The organism is Sorangium sp. So ce117, from assembly GCF_051524395.1.
GTDB lineage: Bacteria > Myxococcota_A > Polyangia > Polyangiales > Polyangiaceae > Sorangium > Sorangium cellulosum_B.
The window spans coordinates 12,226,777-12,243,149 of the sequence record NZ_CP150309.1; the positions used below are offsets into that span (position 1 = coordinate 12,226,777).

A 16,373-nucleotide genomic window follows, 5' to 3' on the forward strand; every position below is an offset into this window, starting at 1 on the left:
CTGCCTCGCTGCCACAACATTGCATGGGCTCCCATGGCATTTGCTAGTAGGACGCCGCGCGGCCGCAAGGAGAAACGCGGCAGAGCCAGGCACATGCGCTCTCCTTGCGCGCTTGTCCGGCCGCTTCAGCGTGGCGCGCGCGCGTGCGTCGACCCGCGGCCTTGCTCTATGCTGTGGCGCCATGCTTGACACGCGGGAGCTGCCGCTCCTCCGGGCCCTCGCGGGCCGGTACCCGACGACCGAGGCCGCGCTCTCGGAGATCGGCCATCTGCGGGCGATCCTGTCGCTCCCGAAGGGGACGGTGCACGTGGTCAGCGACGTCCACGGCGAGCACAGGAAGCTGAAGCACATCATCAACAACGCCTCGGGGAGCCTGCGGCCGCTTGTCGAGCGGGTCTTCGGCGACCGGCTCACGGCGGCCGAGGAGCGCGCGCTGCTCTCGGTCGTCTACTACCCTCGCGAGGGGTATGCCCGCGTCGCGTCCCGCGGCGAGGGGGAGCGGCGGGCCTTCCTGCTCTGGACGCTCGCGCGCGAGGTCGAGGTCATCCGCGCGCTGTCGCTGCGCTACACGCTCCGGCAGGTGGAGGCGGCGTTCCCGGAGGACATGCGGGGCCTGCTCCGCGAGCTCGTGTCGGCGCGCGCCACCCTCGGCGAGGGCGGCTACCTCGACGCGCTCATCGATCCGTTCGTCCAGCACGGCCGCGAGATCGAGATCTTGCGCGCCATGGCGCGCGCCATCCGGAACCTGACGGTCTTCGAGCTCGTTGTGGCCGGCGATCTCGGCGATCGCGGTCCCCGGCTCGACAAGGTGATCGAGTACCTGATGCGCCAGCCGCGCGTGCGGGTCGTGTGGGGCAACCACGACGTGAGCTGGATGGGCGCGAGCCTCGGCCAGGAGGCGCTGATCGCCACGGTCGTCCGGCTCTCGCTGCGGTACGGGCGCCTGTCGCAGCTGGAAGAGGGCTTTGGCATCTCCGTGGCGCCGCTCGATCGGCTCGCGCGCACGGCCTACGCCGACGATCCGGCGGAGCGCTTCGCGGTCCGGGGCGAGGGGCTGCGCGACGCCCTGCTGATGGCGCGGATGCAGAAGGCCGCGGCCGTCCTCCAGTTCAAGCTGGAGGGGCAGCTCTGCCGGCGCCGCCCGGAGTACGCGCTCGAGCACCGCTGCCTGCTCCATCGCATCGACCCGCGCGCGGGCACGGTCGCGATCGACGGCGAGGTGTTCCCGCTGCTCGACGCGCGCTTCCCGACGCTCGACCCCGGCGATCCGTACGCGCTGACGCCGGACGAGGCGGCGTGCGTCGCCCTTCTGAAGGAGTCTTTCCTGAGGAGCCCGGCGCTGTCCCGCCAGATGCGCTGGATGGTGCAGCAGGGGACGACGTGGCTCAGGCGCGACCGGGCGCTCATCTTCCACGGCTGTGTCCCGGTGGACGGCGAGGGCGAGCTCCTTCCTTTCGTGGTGGACGGCGAGGTTCGCCGCGGCAGGGCGCTGTTCGACGCGCTGGAGCGAACGGTGCGCCGGGCCTTCCGGGCGGGCGCGCAGGAGGACGTCGACATGCTCTGGTACCTCTGGACCGGGCCGCTCTCGCCCATGTTCGGCAAGGACCGGATGACGACGTTCGAGTCGTATTTCGTCGCCGACGAGAGGACGCACAGGGAGACGAAGAACCCTTATTTCCACCTGATCCACGACGCCGCGTTCTGCGGCCGGGTGTGCCGCGAGTTCGGTGTGGACGAGGAGCGCGGGCTCATCGTGAACGGGCACGTGCCGGTCCGGGTCGAGCGGGGGGAGTCGCCGATCAAGGCGTCGCGCCGCGCGGTGACGATCGACGGGGCGTTCTCCGAGGCGTACGGCGACAAGGGGTACACGCTCGTGCTCGAGGCGAGCGGGGCGCGGCTCGCGCAGCACCACCATTTCACGTCGGTCGAGCAGGCCGTCGAGGCGGGGGAGGACATCATCCCCGTGATCTCCGACGTGGAGGTCTACGAGGCCGAGCGCCGGGTGGGAGACACCGAGAAGGGGGAGGAGCTCGAGCGGGAGATCGAGATCCTGGAGCGGCTCATCGAGGCGTACCGGGACGGAGCGCTCCTCGAGCAGCCGAGGTGACGTGAGGCGCGGCGGTGGCCGCGCCTCCTCGGATCAGTCGAGCTGGCCGTCCGCGATCCAGTCGACGAGCGTCTGCTGCTCTGCGGCCGTCAGGCAGGCAGAATTCGCGACGTCGAGCGCCGGGTCGCCGGTGCATCCGCGGTTGCGCGGCATGCGGGTGGCGTTGTCGAGATCGTGGATGCGGATGGTGGCGCACTCCCCCTGCGTCCTCGCGGGTGCACCCGGGTCCACGGCGCACTGGGTCGAGCTCGAGGCGAGCTGCGAGGACAAGTAGGTGATGGCGAAGCCGCTGGCCGGCGCGGGATCCGTGCGGGTGTGGCAGGGCGAGCACTTCGCCAGCAGGATCGGCTCCACGTCGGCCCACCGTACGGGCTCGTCGCCTGCGCCGCCCGCGCCGCCGGTGCCGGGAGCGCCGCCTGCGCCGCCCTCGCCGCCGGTGCCGGGAGCGCCGCCTGCGCCGCCGGTGTCGGGAGTGCCGCCCTCGCCGCCGGTGCCGGGAGCGCCGCCGGTGCCGCCCTCGCCGCCGGTGCCGGGAGCGCCGCCTGCGCCGCCCTCGCCGCCGGTGCCGGGAGCGCCGCCTGCGCCGCCCTCGCCGCCGGTGCCGGGAGCGCCGCCTGCGCCGCCCTCGCCGCCGGTGCCGGGAGCGCCGCCGGTGCCGCCCTCGCCGCCGCTGCCGCTGGTGGTGCCGCCGCCAGTTCCTGCGCTGGTGCTGGTGGAGGTGCCGCCGCCGGCCTCACCGCCTGCGCCGCCTGCGCCAAAGCCGACCTCGTCGTCACCGCACGCGGCCAGCGCGAGGAGCAGCGTACCGGTGGTCATGAAGAGACGAATGGAAGTACGCGGGATAGAGACCATGCGCGGAGAATAGGCACGTGCAGTCTCGCGGGTAAATACTGCCGCACAGAAGTCACGATTCTATCATTGTTCCCTTGACGGAATATGCTTCCGCTGAATCACGACGGCAGACGCTCCGGCTCGCCCGTCGGCCCGTGCTGCGTGAGCCCATGGCTCTGTCCGGTGGCCCAGTTTGACCGCGACGATCGGGCCGCGCCCGGCTGGAATCAGCATTGCGGGGGGTCGACCGCGCGTGGGCGGCCTCGACGCGCTGGCGCTCGCGCGCGGCGTGGTGCCGCGTTTGCCTCGTATCCCCGAGGTGCCACGGCTCATGATAGCTGTTCACCGTCCTCTTCATGATGAAGCGTTGAGCGCGGAACCCCTCGACACCGACGGAACGCAGGTAATGTCAACTGCTCTGAGCGTCTCTCGTCATCGCGCGGACGCCAGCGCTCCTCCTTGTCTTCCTCGCGCGGTCTCTCGATCCTCGGATCGGAGATGACGTGCTCGACCCCGGTGAGCCCGCATCCATCGATGAGCCCGTCGCGTGCTCGCTCGTGCACGGGTTGTTGCGTTATGCCACGGGTGGATTACCGCGCCGCGCCATCGGGTTTGTATATTGCGGCCCGACTCGGACTATGGTTAACCGGTGGCGTCCCAGGACGCACCGTGTCATCCGGCGAGGCACGAGGCACGAGGGAGAACTGGCTCGGGCTCATGGCGACGGCGCGGCGGTGACGCTCACGCGCCCGCGCGCTCACGCGAACACGCGAGCGAACCCTCGTTCGCGGCGTGAGGGGGGGCTTGCGTGCGGGGGGAGTCATGGATTAGAACGTTCCCTCTCTGTCTTATATTTCTTACACGTCCCGATCGACGCTTTGCTCGACTGTCACGGTTCACCTTAAAGCCCATCCTTCATCTCATCGACAAGAGAGGGGAGCACTCATGCGCCTCACACGGTATGCAACATGGATCATGGCGGCGGCTGTCGTTCTCGCGCCGGCCGCCTGCGGTGACGACACGTCCGACAACGCGACCGGCTCCGGGGCCAGCTCCGGCGCTGGTGCCGGCTCCGGAAGCGGCTCCGGCGCCGGCGCTGGCTCCGGAAGCGGCTCCGGCGCTGGCGCTGGCTCCGGCGCCGGCGCTGGCTCCTCCGGCAGCGGCTCCGGGACCGGAGGCAGCGGCACCGGCGGCAGCGACAGCACCGGCGGCGGCGGCAGCGGCGCCGGGGACGCCGTCGGCCTCCTGCCCTGCGACAACGGCTGGCCCGAGGTGCGGAGCGCGATCGCGCAGGATCCGGCGATCGAGGCGGCCATCACCGAGCTGCTCGGCAAGATGAAGGTGGAGGAGAAGGTCGGCCAGATGGTGCAGGCCGAGATCCAGAAGATCACGCCGGCCGAGGTGAAGCAGTACAACATCGGCTCGGTGCTGAACGGCGGCGGCTCCTGGCCGGGGAAGAACAAGAACGCGACGGCGGCGGACTGGGTGAAGCTCGCCGACGACTTCTACAACGCCTCGGTGGACACCAGCGGTGGCCGCGTGGCCATCCCGATCATCTGGGGCATCGACGCGGTGCACGGGAACAACAATGTCCGCGGCGCCACGCTCTTCCCCCACAACATCGGCCTCGGCGCGGCCCACGACCCCGAGCTGCTCGAGCGCATCGGCGCCGCCACGGCCAAGGAGGTCCTCGCGACCGGGCTCGACTGGACCTTCGCGCCGACGCTCGCGACCGTGCGCGACGACCGCTGGGGCCGCACGTACGAGGGCTACTCCGAAGATCCCGAGATCGTGAACGCCTATGCGGGCCGGGTCGTGCAGGGCATCCAGGGCGCCGCGAACAGCCCTGATCTCCTCGGCGCGACGCGCGTCATCGCGACGGCCAAACACTTCATCGGTGACGGCGGCACGGACAAGGGCGATGACCAGGGGAACAACCTCGCCTCCGACACCGAGCTGTGCACGATCCACGGGCAGGGCTACCTGTCCGCCATCCCGGCGGGCGCGCAGACGGTCATGGCGTCGTACAACAGCATCCGCGGCCAGAAGATGCACGGAAAGGGCGATCTGCTCACCGGGGTGCTGAAGGACAAGCTCCACTTCGACGGCTTCGTCATCGGCGACTGGAACGGCCATGGGCAGGTGTCGGGCTGCACCAACTCCTCGTGCGCCGCCTCGATCAACGCCGGTGTGGACATGATCATGGTCCCGGACGACTGGAAGGCGTTCTACGAGAACACCCTCAGCCAGGTGAAGGGGGGCCAGATCTCGATGGCGCGGGTCGACGACGCCGTGACGAGGATCTTGCGGGTCAAGATGCGGGCGGGGCTCCTCGGCCCGAAGAAGACCAAGCAGGCGCCGTCGAAGCGGATGTTCGCGGGCGATCAGTCGGTGCTCGGGCAAGCGGCGCACCGCGCCCTCGCGCGCGAGGCGGTCCAGAAGTCGCTCGTCCTCCTCAAGAACGCCGGCGGGGTCCTGCCCCTCGCCGCCTCGGCCAAGGTGCTCGTCGCGGGCAAGTCCGCGGACAGCATCTCGAACCAGTCCGGCGGCTGGTCGCGGACGTGGCAGGGCACCGATCTGACGAACGCCGATTTCCCCGGCGCGACGTCGATCCTCAAGGGGATCCAGGACCTGGTTTCGGCCGGCGGCGGCCAGGCGACGCTGAGCGCCAACGGCTCCGCCGCCAGCTCGGGGAGCTTCGACGCGGCGATCGTGGTGATCGGCGAGACGCCTTATGCCGAGATGTACGGGGATATCCAGCTCGCGACGGACGACACCCCGCACGCGAAGACGCTGGAGCACGCGGTCTTCCACCCCGAGGATCTGCAGGTCCTCCAGGCGATCCGCACGGCCAAGCCGGATCTGCCGATCGTGACGGTCTTCCTGTCGGGCCGCCCGCTCTACGTCAACAAGGAGCTGAACCGCTCGGACGCCTTCGTGGCCGCGTGGCTCCCGGGCTCCGAGGGCGGCGGCGTGGCCGACGTGCTGTTCGGCAAGCAGCAGTTCCAGGGCAAGCTCTCGTTCTCCTGGCCTGCGACCGATTGCCAGCGGGTCAACCGCGGGGAAGACGGCGCGCTGTTCCCGTACGGCTTCGGCCTGACGACGGAGAACAAGGAGACGCCTGCGGCGCTCCCGGAGGCGTCCACCGCGAGCGGCTGCAACTGAACCCATCCTCCGCGCCGCTGCCGCTCTCCTCGCTCTCCGCAGCGGCGGCGGCATTCGTGAAATAGGCCGAGGACCCAGCCCGCCGCGCGGCGGGCCGGGTCTCCGTGATCAGCGCGTCAGCGCGTCACGCGCCGCCGCCTCGCGCGGTCGTGAGCACTACCTTGCCCGTGGTCGCGCGGGACGCGACCGCCGTCATGGCCGCCTTCGCCTCCGCCATCGGCGGCGCGGCGGAGACGAGCGGCTTGATCGCGCCCTGGCCGTAGAGCGCGTAGAGCTCGTCTTGCGCCTTCCGCGTGAGATCGGGCCGGGCGCGGCTGTAGGTGCCCCAGTAGAGGCCGAGGACCGAATAGTTCTTCACGAGCAGGTGGTTCGCGCGCGCCGCGGGGATGCGGCCGGAGGCGAAGCCGATCACCACGATGCGTCCCTCGAAGGCGACGCATTTCGTCGACTGATCGAAGACGTCGCCGCCGACGGGGTCGAAGACGATATCGGCGCCCCGGCCCGAGGTCCGCTCCTTCACGACGGCGACGAAGTCCTCGCGCCGGTAGTCGATGGCGACGTCCGCCCCGAGGGCGCGGCAGACCGCGGTCTTCTCCTCGCCGCCGGCGGTCGCGATGACGGTCGCGCCGGCCGCCTTGGCGAGCTGGATCGCCGCGCTGCCGACGCCGCCCGCGCCGGCGTGCACGAGGACCGTGTCGCCCGGCTGGACGCCGGCGCGCCGGTGGAGCGCGAAATAGCCTGTCTGGTAGGTGATGGTCATCGCCGCGGCGTCCTCGAACGGCATCGCGTCCGGGAGCGCATAGGTGGTGCGCGGCCCCGCGATCGCGCGCGTCGCGTACCCCCCGGAGCCGGGGAGCGTCGCGGCCACGCGGGCGCCCGGCGGGAGCGACGGCTCGCGGCTCTCGACGACGACGCCGGCGACCTCGAAGCCCGGGATGAACGGCGGAGTCGGCTTGACCTGGTGCGCGCCCGCCGTGAAGAGCACGTCGGGGAAGTTGATCGCGGCGGCGGCCACCTCGATCCGGACCTCCCCCTCGGCGAGCGGGGGGTCGTCCACCTCTTCCCAGACGAGGATCTCGGGGGGACCGAAGGCGTGTCCGCGCCAGGCATGCATGCGCGCGGACCTTAGCAGAAAGCCCGGGCGGCCCGGCGGCGCCGCCTCGCGCGCCGGGGATCCCCCGCGGGACCGCCGGCGCGCGCGAGATCAGCGGACGATCTCGATCGGCAGCTTCGCCGTCACGGAGCCCTGCTCCTGCCCGTCGAACGTCACCTCGACATCGTAGGTCCCCGGCGCGAAGAACTCGTCTTCCGGGTTGTCCGTGTCCGATGGCCCGCTCCACTGCCGCCCCGACCAGGAGATCGTGTGCGTCGCCGCCGTCGCGTCGACCTGCACGGTCGCCGCGTCGTCGGGAGCGCAACACCCGGTGTCACAGAGGCAGTACTGCTGTGGATCCCCCGCCGTCGACAGCCCGGTGATCTGGTACGTGACGAACGAGCGCGGATCCGCGCTCGGCACGACGCAGTGCCCGCACCCGTCCGAGGCCGCGATCTCGATCGGAGGGACGCTCGAGTCCGTCGTGACCGTGTAGACGAACTCCGCTGGCTCGCCCCTCCAGTAGACGCAGCGGCTGGACTCGATCGATATCGTCACGCCCGGGATCGTGCCCTGGACGTCGCGCACCGCGCACGGCTCGGCCCCCGGCGGCAGCCCGCGGTCGCCGCCGCTGCTGCTGCTCGTGCTGTCACCGCCGCTCCCGCCGCCCTCCTTGCCGCCGCCGCATCCGGTCGCGCACGCAGCGGACAGCAAGGCTATCGCCAGAGCTCGAAGCATGTCGTTCGCCATTCCCTCACCTCTCCCTCCTTCGCGCCACGCCGCCTGTCTGCGGCGGCGCGCGATCGGCAGCAAGGGAGATGCTCCGCGAAGCGCGCGCGGGCTCCGGAGGGACAGGCCGTGGCGCGCGCCACCCCGGGCCGTCGGCTGTGCCACCCTGGGCCGCGGCCTGCTTGCGGGCGTCGCGTCAGCCGCGCTTCAGGGGTAGATCTCGATCCCCAGCTTTGCCGTGACCACGCCCTGCTCCTTGCCATCGAACGTCACCTCGACTTCGTAGCTCCCCGGCGCGAACGGGGCGCCCTCCGGGTTGCTCGTGTCGGACGGCCCGGTCCACTGCCGCCCCGACCAGCGGATCGTCTGTGTCGCCGTTGTCGCGTCGACCTGGACGGTCACCGCCTCGTCGGGAGCGCAGCAGCCCACGTCGCACAGGCAGTAGAGCTGCGGCTGCGGATCCGCACCCCACGAGAGGCCGCTGATCTTGTAGGAGACGAGCGAGAGGGGATCGCTCGTCGGTTCGACGCAGCGCCCGCAGCCGGTGGAGGCCGCGACATCGATCGGGGGGACGCTCGAGTCGGTCGTGACCGTGTAGATGAACTCGGCCGGCTCTCCTTGGCGGTAGTTGCAGCGGCTCGACTCGATCGAGATCTTCACGCCGGGGATCGTGCCCTCGACGTCACGCACCTCGCACGGCCCGTCCGACGGGTCGATGCAGCCGCCGCCGCTGCCCTCGCCGCAGCCGCCGGTGCCGTCCTCGCCGCTGTCGTCGTTGCCGCCGCCACCGCTGTTGTGGCCGCCGCTGCCGCCGTTGTGGCCGCCGCTTCCGCCGGTGCCGTCCTCGCCGCCGCTGCTGCTGCTGGCGCCGCTGCCGCCGTTGCCGCCGTTGCCGCCGCTGGCGCCAACGCCGTCATTCACGCTGTTCTTGCATCCCATCAGGCACGCACTGGACAGCAGGGCTGCCGCCAGCACGCGAAGCACGTCGCTCGTCATCGCATCACCTCGTGGCTTCGCCACCGAACCTCGCGCGCGGCGGCACGGGGCGTGCAGCAAAAGGGATGCCTCGCGCGGCAAGCGCAGATCCCGCAGGAGCGCGTCTGGCGCGTGACACACCGGATCTTCGATTGTGCCAGTTTGAGCCGTGGTGGGCTGTGCGCTGCTGCGCTCTCAGGGCGCCATTCCCGGCGAGCCAGCTATTCCGGGGCATCCCGGCGACATCTCAATGCACGAACCAGCGGCCGGCCCGGTTCATCCCGCGACGCGCCGGCGCGCCGCCGTCACTCGATCTCGGGGTACCAGCACGCCACGCGGTGGCCGCTGCCGGGGACGAGCTCCTCGAGCGGCGGGATCTCGACGTCGCATTTGCCCTCTTCGGCCTTCCGGCAGCGAGGGTGGAACACGCAGCCGTCGGGCGGGTTGATCGCGCTCCCGGGCGCGCCCGGCAGCAGGCGGCGCGCCTTGCTCCCCCGCTCGATCGACGGCGTCGCCTCGAAGAGCGCGCGCGTGTACGGGTGGTGCCGACGCCCGGCCACGCCCTGCGTGGGGCCGATCTCCACGATGCGGCCGAGGTACATCACCGCGACGCGGTGGCTCACGTGCTCGACGACCCGGAGGTCGTGCGAGATGAACAGCAGGCCGAGCGACAGCTCGTCCTGGAGCTCCTCCAGCAGGTTGACGATCTGGGCCTGCACCGAGAGGTCGAGCGCGCTCACGGGCTCGTCGCAGACGATGAAGTCCGGGCGCACGGCGAGGGCGCGGGCGATCGCGACCCGCTGCCGCTGCCCGCCGGAGAGCTCGTGGGGGAAGCGCTCCATCATGTCCGGCCGCAGGCCGACCTTCCGGAGCGTTCCCTCGACCATCGCGGTCTCCTCGTCGCGGTTCCTCGCGAGGTGGTGGATGACGATGCCCTCGCCGACGATCTCGCGCAGCGTCATGCGCGGGTTGAGCGAGCCGTAGGGGTCCTGGAAGACGATCTGCATCCGCTGGCGCATGGCCCTCAGCGCGCGGCTCGACAGGGCGCTCAGGTCGTGGCCGTCGAAGAGGACCCGGCCGACCGTGGGCTCGATGAGCCGGAGCACGAGGCGCCCGAGGGTGCTCTTGCCGGAGCCCGACTCGCCGACAAGGCCGAGCGTCTCGCCCCGGTAAACGCGGAAGGTCGCCTCGACGACGGCCTGCACGAACGACGGCTTCGCGAAGGCGCCGCGCTGCACCGGGTAGAACTTCGAGAGCCCCTCCGCCTGGACGAGCGGCCGCTCGCCCGGCGCGCTCTCCGCGCCCTCCGGGTGCGCCGCGGCTGCAGGGTGCGGGTGCGGCGCGGCGGGCTCGTCGCGCTGCGTGGGCGGCGGGGATCCGCTGTCGCGCGTCACGGGGCGCCCTCGTTGCCCGCGCGCCCCGGGCCCGCGAGGAGGAAGCAGCGCGCCGCGTGGTGCCCCGCGCCGGGCGGGACGGCGACCAGGTCCGGCGCCTCGGCGCGGCAGCGGTCGAACACGGCGTCGCAGCGGTCCTGGAAGCGGCAGCCGCGCGGCGGATCGCGCAGATCGGGCAGCGCGCCCGGGATGGTCGGCAGGCGGAGCGAGCGCTCGCCGCGCACGCGGTGCGGGCGGATCCCGCGCGCCGGGATGCTCCTGAGGAGCGCGCGCGTGTACGGGTGCGAGGGCGCCGCGAGCACGTCGCGCGCCGGCCCTTGCTCGACGACGACGCCGGCGTAGAGGACGACGATCTCGTCCGCGAGCTCGCCGACGACGGCGAGGTCGTGCGCGATGAGCAGGAGGCTCATCGACGTCTCTGCCTTGAGCCGCTCGAGGAGGTCGAGGATCTGCGCCTGCGTCGTGGTGTCGAGCGCGGTGGTGGGCTCGTCGGCGATGAGCAGCGAGGGCTCCGGCGCGAGGGCCATGGCGATCATGACGCGCTGGCGCATCCCGCCGGACAGCTCGTGCGGGTAGCTGTTCGCGCGGACCTCGGGCTCGGGGAAGCCGACCTTGCGCAGGAGGTTCACGGCGTAGAGCCGGGCGTCGCCGCGGGACATGGGCCGGTGCAGCCGGATGGCCTCGGCGATCTGGGCGCTGACCGTGTACACGGGGTTCAGCGAGGTCATCGGCTCCTGGAAGATCATGCCGATCTTCCCGCCCCGCACGGCGCGCATCTCGCGCTCGCTCAGCGCGAGGAGGTCCTGGCCGTCGAGCTCGATCGAGCCGCCGTCGATGGACGCGTAGGGCGCGGGCAGGAGCCGCAGGATGCTCAGCGCGGTCACCGTCTTGCCGCAGCCCGACTCGCCGACGAGCGCCACGGTGCGGCCGCGCGGCACCGTGAACGAGACGCGCTCGAGGGCGCGCGTGACGCGGCCGTCGGCCGCGAACGAGACGCGGAGGTCGCTCACCCGGAGCAGCGTGGGCGGCGGGGCCTCCTCGGGCGAGAGGGGCGGCGCGGTGCGGGGCAGCGGGAGGGGGCGGCCGCTCGCCGTCGAGCGCTGGGTGACGGCGGGTTCGTCGTCGTCGAGCAGGCCGCGCGCGAGGGCGCCGTGGGGGACGGCGGAGGCGCTGGGGGCGGGGAGAGCGCCCGCGGTCGAGGTGTCGGGCGTGGCCGGGGCGCTGGGAAGGGAAGGCGCGCTGGGCACGGGCGGCCTTCTCTCGCCGAGGTCGTGGCGGATCAGGGGAAGCGGGAGCGACATCCGCGCGCCGAGGTCGTCGTCCTCGTCGTCCTGGCCGTTGCTCACCGTACGTACACCTCGAGGAGAGGGCCGACGCCCTGGGAGATGCCCATCGAGTAGGCGGCCCCGACGGCGTCGCTCCCCGGCGCGAGGATGGCGATGCCGTGGTCGTCCTTGCGCCGCCTGGCCCAGTCGCGCACGAGCGAGGTGACGTCGATCCGCAGCGGCGTCGCCGGTCGGGGCCGCGCGATGGCGGCGGCCTCCGGGATCGACAGGCGCGGCTGCCGGCCCCACGTCGCCGTCTCGGAGCGCCACGGCTCGAGGATGCGGGCGACCTCCAGCGTGAGCGCGCGCTCGGCGGGGGGCGCCATCGGGGCCGGCTCCAGCACGACGAAGGCGCTCGTGATGTCGGCGCCGGCGCCGAAGGTCGGCGAGAACCGGAGCAGCAGGACGACCTCACCGCCCCCGGCGCGCCCGAGCGCGACGGCGTCGGGGACGCCCGGCGTGGCCGCGGCGTCGTCCTCGACGAGGACGGCGAGGTCCTCGGGCGGGAGCAGCACGCGGCGCGCGTCGAGGGGCGCGGGGAGGGCGCTCGCCGGCCGGCAGCGCCCGGCGACGCAGTACCCGGCGCCGCAGACGCCCGCGCTTGCGCACACGCCCGCGTTCTTCGCGGGGCCGCCGCCGCAGCCCAGGAGCGGCGGCGCCGCGACGAGCAGGGCCACGGGCGCGAGGGCGGCGAGCAGACGCACAGCGGGGGCGACCATAGCAGAGGGCGGCCCGGGTAGGGCGGCCCCGGTGGCAGGGGCGGGGGCGCGGCGTGCCGGGGGGCGGTGGGGGCGCCGAGCGCCGGCGTTGTGATCCCTGTTGTCGGGCCGCGGCCGCTCTGCTGGGATCCCGTGCCGTGCGCGTTCGAGCCGTTACCTTCCTGAGAGCGCTGTTGATCGTGGCCGCCGTGCCCGGGGCGCTCGCCGCCTGCGGAAAGAAGGCGCCGCTCGGGTCTCCGTGCCGCGCCGACGACGACTGCGCCTCAGGCCTCGCCTGCCACCGCGAGCAATGCCTGCACGAGGGGAGCGCCCGGCGCCTGCGCGACGAGGAGCAGCGCGCCTCGGGCGAGGGCGGCGCGCGGAAGGTCGGCGACCGCATCGAGGTCGAGTGGAAGGGGTCGTACAAGCCCGCGAGCATCACCGGCGTCGTCGCCCCCGGCTCCTACCGGGTCCACTTCGATGGGTACGACGCGCAGTGGGACGAGGTCGTGACCGAGGCGCGCATCAAGGGCGGTGCGCGCTCGGGCTCAGGGCAGCGGACGGCGGTGCCGGCGGCGAGCGGCACGCCGCGCTGAGCGGCGGACGGCGGCGCTCGGAGCACGTGGAGCTCGTGCCGCGAGGCTCGGGAGCGGTGCCGCGAGGCAGCGCCGCGACGCATCGCTTGCCCGATAGCCGGTGAATCGATCTCCCATGCTCCCACCATGGCTATTTGCTGTCCGCGCGGAGGAAGTCCACGAACGCGCGAAGCGCCGCGGGCATGTGGCGGCGGCTCGGATAATAAAGAAAGGGGCCCGAGAAACGCGACCACCAGCGCTCCAGGACCGGCTTCAGGGCGCCGCTCTCGAGGTGCGGGTGCAGCCAGTCCTCGAACCAGTAGAGGAGACCGGTGCCCGCGATCGCTGCGTCCACGAGGAGGTCCGTCGCGCTCCCGAGGCTGCCGACGAGCGGGCCGGTCGGGTCGACCTTCACGACCTCGCCGTCGCGCTCGAATTCCCACGGACACAGCGCGCCGTTCGGGAAGCGGCCGCGCAGGCATGCGTGATCGAGGAGCTTGCGCGGGTGGGTCGGGCGCCCGTGCCGCTCGAGGTAGGCGCCCGACGCCGCGAGCGCCAGGCGCTGCTCGCGCTGGCCGATCGGGACCGCGATCATGTCTTTCTCGAGCGTCTCTTCGTAACGAATGCCTGCGTCGCAGCCCGCGGCGAGGATGTCGACGAGCGTGTCGTCCGCCGTCACCTCGACGCGGATATCGGGATATGCGGCGAGGAACGGCGGCAAGATCCGCGAGAGCACGAGCCGCGCGGCGACGACGGGGACGTTCAACCGGAGCGTGCCGGCTGGCTTTTCGCTCGAGCTCTTCACGACGTCGAGCGCCGCTGCGATCTCGGCGAGCGCAGGACCGAGCCGCTCGAGGAGACGCGCGCCGGCCTCGGTCGGCGCGACGCTGCGGGTCGTCCGATGAAGGAGCCGAACGCCGAGCTCGCCCTCCAGCCGGCGCACCGCCTCGCTCGCGCTCGACGCGCTCGTGCCGCTCGTGCGGCTCGCCTCGCGGAAGCCGCCGGCGCGCGCCACCGCGGCGAAGACCCGGACGTCGTCGAGATCCACTGCCATTGTTCGCCCTTCCGTACAGGCCGTGCTGATTCGGGGCCCTTATCATACACCCCGTCGTGGCCTACCGTCGACCGTCATGACGAATCTAGCCAGGGTCGGGACGTTCAAGATGGGCAGTCGCACGGTGAAGCGCTTCGGGTACGGAGCCATGCAGCTCGCCGGGCCGGGCGTGTTCGGACCGCCGAGAGACCGCGATGCGGCGCTCGCCGTGCTGCGCGAGGCGGTGAAGAGCGGCGTCGATCACATCGACACGAGCGACGTGTACGGGCCGCACGTCACGAATCAGATCATCCGCGAGGCGCTGCACCCGTATCCGAGCGATCTGGTGATCGCCACGAAGGTCGGCGCAAAGCGCGGCCCACAGGGATCCTGGGAGCCGGCGTTCGCCGCCGAGGACATCACGAGCGCGGTCCACGACAACCTCCGGAACCTCGGCGTCGACGCGCTCGACGTGGTGAACCTGCGCATCCTGTTCGACGCGCAGGGACCCGCGGAAGGCTCGATCGAGGCGCCGCTCTCCGCGCTCATGAAGCTGCAGCGCGAGGGCAAGGTCCGCCACATCGGCCTCAGCAACGTGACAGCGAAGCAGGTGGAAGAGGGGCGCGCGATGACCGAGATCGTGTGCGTGCAGAACCTGTACAACCTCGCGCACCGGCAGGACGACGCGCTGATCGACAGCCTCGCCGCGGCGGGCATCGCGTACGTGCCGTTCTTCCCGCTCGGCGGCTTCTCGCCGCTCCAGTCCTCGACGCTGTCCGACGTCGCGCGCCAGCTCGGCGCGACGCCGATGCAGGTCGCGCTCGCGTGGCTGCTGCGGCGCTCGCCGAATATCCTCCTCATTCCCGGGACGTCGAGCGTCGAGCACCTGCGCGAGAACCTCGCGGCGGCAGATCTCGAGCTGTCCGATGACGCGATGAGGGCGCTCGACCGTATCTAGATCACCCTCAAGGTCGCATTGTCCCGCTCACCTCGGGTGGTAGAAGGGGAGGGGACGCACAACAACTTCGACTGTGCAAACTCGAGCCCTGCGACGCCCCCTGGAGCCGCCTTGGCGATGAATGGCCAGGGGATCGGCGGCATCGAAGGCGCCATGCACACGAGAACCACCCAGATTGTCGCGGTGTCGTTCGTCGCTCTCCTCGGCTGCTCCGACGCAGGGGGCGGAAACCTCGGCGGAGGCGGAGCTGCTCCTGGAACGACGACCGGCGCGGAAGGCGGCTCCGGGGGTGGAGGCGGAGGAGACAGAGGCTCCGGCGGCGAGAATCCCGCCCCCGGCTCCGGAGGCCACGGCGGGGCCTGGCGGTCTCGAACGCGTACGGCGCGATCTCGTACAAGGGCACCCTCACCGATCCGGAGGGCTCGGGGCTGCTCGGCTGCGGCGCGCTCCACTCCGTTGCAGGCGCTCCCTCGGGGCACGTGGCCCTCGCGACGGGTTCGGGCAAGACGCTCGTCTATGATACGGCGGCGCTCGACGCCGGGCCCTCGGCGGTCGTTCCGTTCCACAGCAACAAGGTGCTGCTCTCGGCGGACGGCGGCCTGCTCGGGGCGCGCGCCGCCCTCGATTCGATGGTCACCGACAAATCACTCCGTCTCTTCTCGCTGCCGGACGGCGCGCAGCTCGCCTCGCTCTCGCGCGAGGAGGTGATTCAAGACTTCTCGATGTCCTTCGACGGCAGCACGGTCGGCCGCACCTACCGCGTCGACTCCTACAGGACGGAGCGCGTCGTGAGCGACTGGTCGGGCAGCGCGCCGCTCTTCCAGGACACCGGGCACCGGCCGGCGCCGCTCGTCTCCCCCGACGGTCACCACTTCGTCGTCACGGACTCCGCCCCCTCGGAAGGCTGCGGGTTCACGCAGCTCTACGAGGACGGCGCGCTCGTCAACGTGGTGCCCGGCTGCGCGATCGGCTGGCTCGACGACACCCACGTTCTCGTCCAGTCATACACCCGCTTCCCCCAAAGCAGCCCCTGGACGTACCAGGCCTCGACGATCTACGACGAGCTCGGCAACCCGGTCGACGCGCCGCCGCTGCCGAGGATCCCTATCCGCACCGACTCCGGGGATGTGCGCGACAACTACGGGATCCAGCGGGTCTCGGCGACGGCGCTCTACTCGCGCTACGACGGCGTCGTCTATGACATCGAGACGGGGGCGGCGCTCGCGATCGCGACCTTCCCGGGCTTGCGAAGCGCCGTCGCCGGCGCCTTCATGGTCCATCCGTGCGGCCACGGCGTGTGCGCAGAGAGCTACTGAGCCGGCGTGCGGCGCCCGGTTCAACCTCCGCCGGATTCCAGCAAGACGCGAACTCGAAAATCGACATCGGCCCGTGCCCAGACTGGCTCCGTCACGTTCTTCCTAGGGCGAAGGGGCCGGCGACAACGGCGGGCCGCTTCCGGGGCGCCGCGCTGCATGGGCCGGCCGGCTCCC

At 71.9% G+C, this 16,373-nt stretch carries 13 protein-coding genes; 5 read left to right on the forward strand and 8 right to left on the reverse strand.

Annotated features, from left to right (window positions below; genetic code table 11):
* Window positions 1-181 precede the first annotated feature (181 nt).
* Window positions 182-2,107 carry a fructose-bisphosphatase class III gene (locus WMF46_RS45850; RefSeq protein ID WP_437983014.1) on the forward strand — a complete coding sequence of 642 codons (1,926 nt, stop codon included), beginning with the start codon at window positions 182-184 and terminating at the stop codon, window positions 2,105-2,107.
* 33 nt (window positions 2,108-2,140) lie between these two features.
* Here WMF46_RS45850 and WMF46_RS45855 read toward each other — a convergent pair whose 3' ends face one another.
* Window positions 2,141-2,923, reverse strand: a complete 783-nt coding sequence (locus WMF46_RS45855; RefSeq protein ID WP_437983015.1) for a hypothetical protein — start codon at window positions 2,921-2,923, stop codon at window positions 2,141-2,143.
* Between the two features lie 960 nt (window positions 2,924-3,883).
* Here WMF46_RS45855 and WMF46_RS45860 point away from each other — a divergent pair.
* Window positions 3,884-6,103: a glycoside hydrolase family 3 protein gene (locus WMF46_RS45860; RefSeq protein ID WP_437983016.1), complete on the forward strand. Its 2,220-nt coding sequence runs from the start codon at window positions 3,884-3,886 to the stop codon at window positions 6,101-6,103.
* Window positions 6,104-6,227: 124 nt separating this feature from the next.
* On the opposite strand, the gene WMF46_RS45865 is transcribed toward WMF46_RS45860, so the two are convergent.
* The 6 genes from WMF46_RS45865 to WMF46_RS45890 all read right to left on the reverse strand — a co-directional run bounded on the left by WMF46_RS45865 (window position 6,228) and on the right by WMF46_RS45890 (window position 12,323).
* Window positions 6,228-7,217, reverse strand: coding sequence for an NADPH:quinone oxidoreductase family protein (locus tag WMF46_RS45865; RefSeq protein WP_437983017.1), 990 nt, complete (start codon window positions 7,215-7,217; stop codon window positions 6,228-6,230).
* A gap of 90 nt (window positions 7,218-7,307) precedes the next feature.
* Complete coding sequence (locus tag WMF46_RS45870; RefSeq protein WP_437983018.1) at window positions 7,308-7,934, reverse strand: hypothetical protein; 627 nt, start codon at window positions 7,932-7,934, stop codon at window positions 7,308-7,310.
* Between the two features lie 198 nt (window positions 7,935-8,132).
* Window positions 8,133-8,921 (reverse strand): hypothetical protein, encoded by a 789-nt coding sequence (locus WMF46_RS45875; protein WP_437983019.1) that lies wholly within the window; start codon window positions 8,919-8,921, stop codon window positions 8,133-8,135.
* Window positions 8,922-9,205: 284 nt separating this feature from the next.
* On the reverse strand, window positions 9,206-10,294 hold the full coding sequence (locus WMF46_RS45880) for an ABC transporter ATP-binding protein (protein WP_437983020.1): 1,089 nt from the start codon (window positions 10,292-10,294) through the stop codon (window positions 9,206-9,208).
* Complete coding sequence (locus WMF46_RS45885) at window positions 10,291-11,640, reverse strand: oligopeptide/dipeptide ABC transporter ATP-binding protein (RefSeq protein ID WP_437983021.1); 1,350 nt, start codon at window positions 11,638-11,640, stop codon at window positions 10,291-10,293. The genes WMF46_RS45880 and WMF46_RS45885 overlap by 4 nt, the downstream gene beginning before the upstream one ends.
* Window positions 11,637-12,323, reverse strand: coding sequence for a DNRLRE domain-containing protein (locus WMF46_RS45890; protein ID WP_437983022.1), 687 nt, complete (start codon window positions 12,321-12,323; stop codon window positions 11,637-11,639). Before WMF46_RS45890 ends, WMF46_RS45885 begins: the two co-directional genes overlap by 4 nt.
* A gap of 152 nt (window positions 12,324-12,475) precedes the next feature.
* Here WMF46_RS45890 and WMF46_RS45895 point away from each other — a divergent pair, with 152 nt between their 5' ends.
* The gene (locus WMF46_RS45895; RefSeq protein ID WP_437975511.1) at window positions 12,476-12,913 is read left to right on the forward strand and encodes a hypothetical protein; all 438 of its coding nucleotides are present in this window, start codon (window positions 12,476-12,478) and stop codon (window positions 12,911-12,913) included.
* A 130-nt stretch (window positions 12,914-13,043) separates the two neighbouring features.
* On the opposite strand, the gene WMF46_RS45900 is transcribed toward WMF46_RS45895, so the two are convergent.
* Complete coding sequence (locus tag WMF46_RS45900) at window positions 13,044-13,946, reverse strand: LysR family transcriptional regulator (RefSeq protein ID WP_437983023.1); 903 nt, start codon at window positions 13,944-13,946, stop codon at window positions 13,044-13,046.
* A 76-nt stretch (window positions 13,947-14,022) separates the two neighbouring features.
* On the opposite strand from WMF46_RS45900, the gene WMF46_RS45905 reads away from it, so the two are divergent.
* Complete coding sequence (locus WMF46_RS45905) at window positions 14,023-14,883, forward strand: aldo/keto reductase family oxidoreductase (RefSeq protein ID WP_437983024.1); 861 nt, start codon at window positions 14,023-14,025, stop codon at window positions 14,881-14,883.
* Window positions 14,884-15,362: 479 nt separating this feature from the next.
* Complete coding sequence (locus tag WMF46_RS45910; protein ID WP_437983025.1) at window positions 15,363-16,199, forward strand: hypothetical protein; 837 nt, start codon at window positions 15,363-15,365, stop codon at window positions 16,197-16,199.
* The last annotated feature ends 174 nt before the right edge of the window (window positions 16,200-16,373 follow it).

Excerpts from the sequence above, each read along its gene's own strand:
- WMF46_RS45850 (WP_437983014.1), top strand. The coding sequence starts at position 182 with ATGCTTGACACGCGGGAGCTGCCGCTCCTCCGGGCCCTCGCGGGCCGG.
- WMF46_RS45855 (WP_437983015.1), bottom strand. The coding sequence starts at position 2,923 with ATGACCACCGGTACGCTGCTCCTCGCGCTGGCCGCGTGCGGTGACGAC.
- WMF46_RS45860 (WP_437983016.1), top strand. The coding sequence starts at position 3,884 with ATGCGCCTCACACGGTATGCAACATGGATCATGGCGGCGGCTGTCGTT.
- WMF46_RS45865 (WP_437983017.1), bottom strand. The coding sequence starts at position 7,217 with ATGCATGCCTGGCGCGGACACGCCTTCGGTCCCCCCGAGATCCTCGTC.
- WMF46_RS45870 (WP_437983018.1), bottom strand. The coding sequence starts at position 7,934 with ATGCTTCGAGCTCTGGCGATAGCCTTGCTGTCCGCTGCGTGCGCGACC.
- WMF46_RS45875 (WP_437983019.1), bottom strand. The coding sequence starts at position 8,921 with ATGACGAGCGACGTGCTTCGCGTGCTGGCGGCAGCCCTGCTGTCCAGT.
- WMF46_RS45900 (WP_437983023.1), bottom strand. The coding sequence starts at position 13,946 with ATGGCAGTGGATCTCGACGACGTCCGGGTCTTCGCCGCGGTGGCGCGC.
- WMF46_RS45905 (WP_437983024.1), top strand. The coding sequence starts at position 14,023 with ATGACGAATCTAGCCAGGGTCGGGACGTTCAAGATGGGCAGTCGCACG.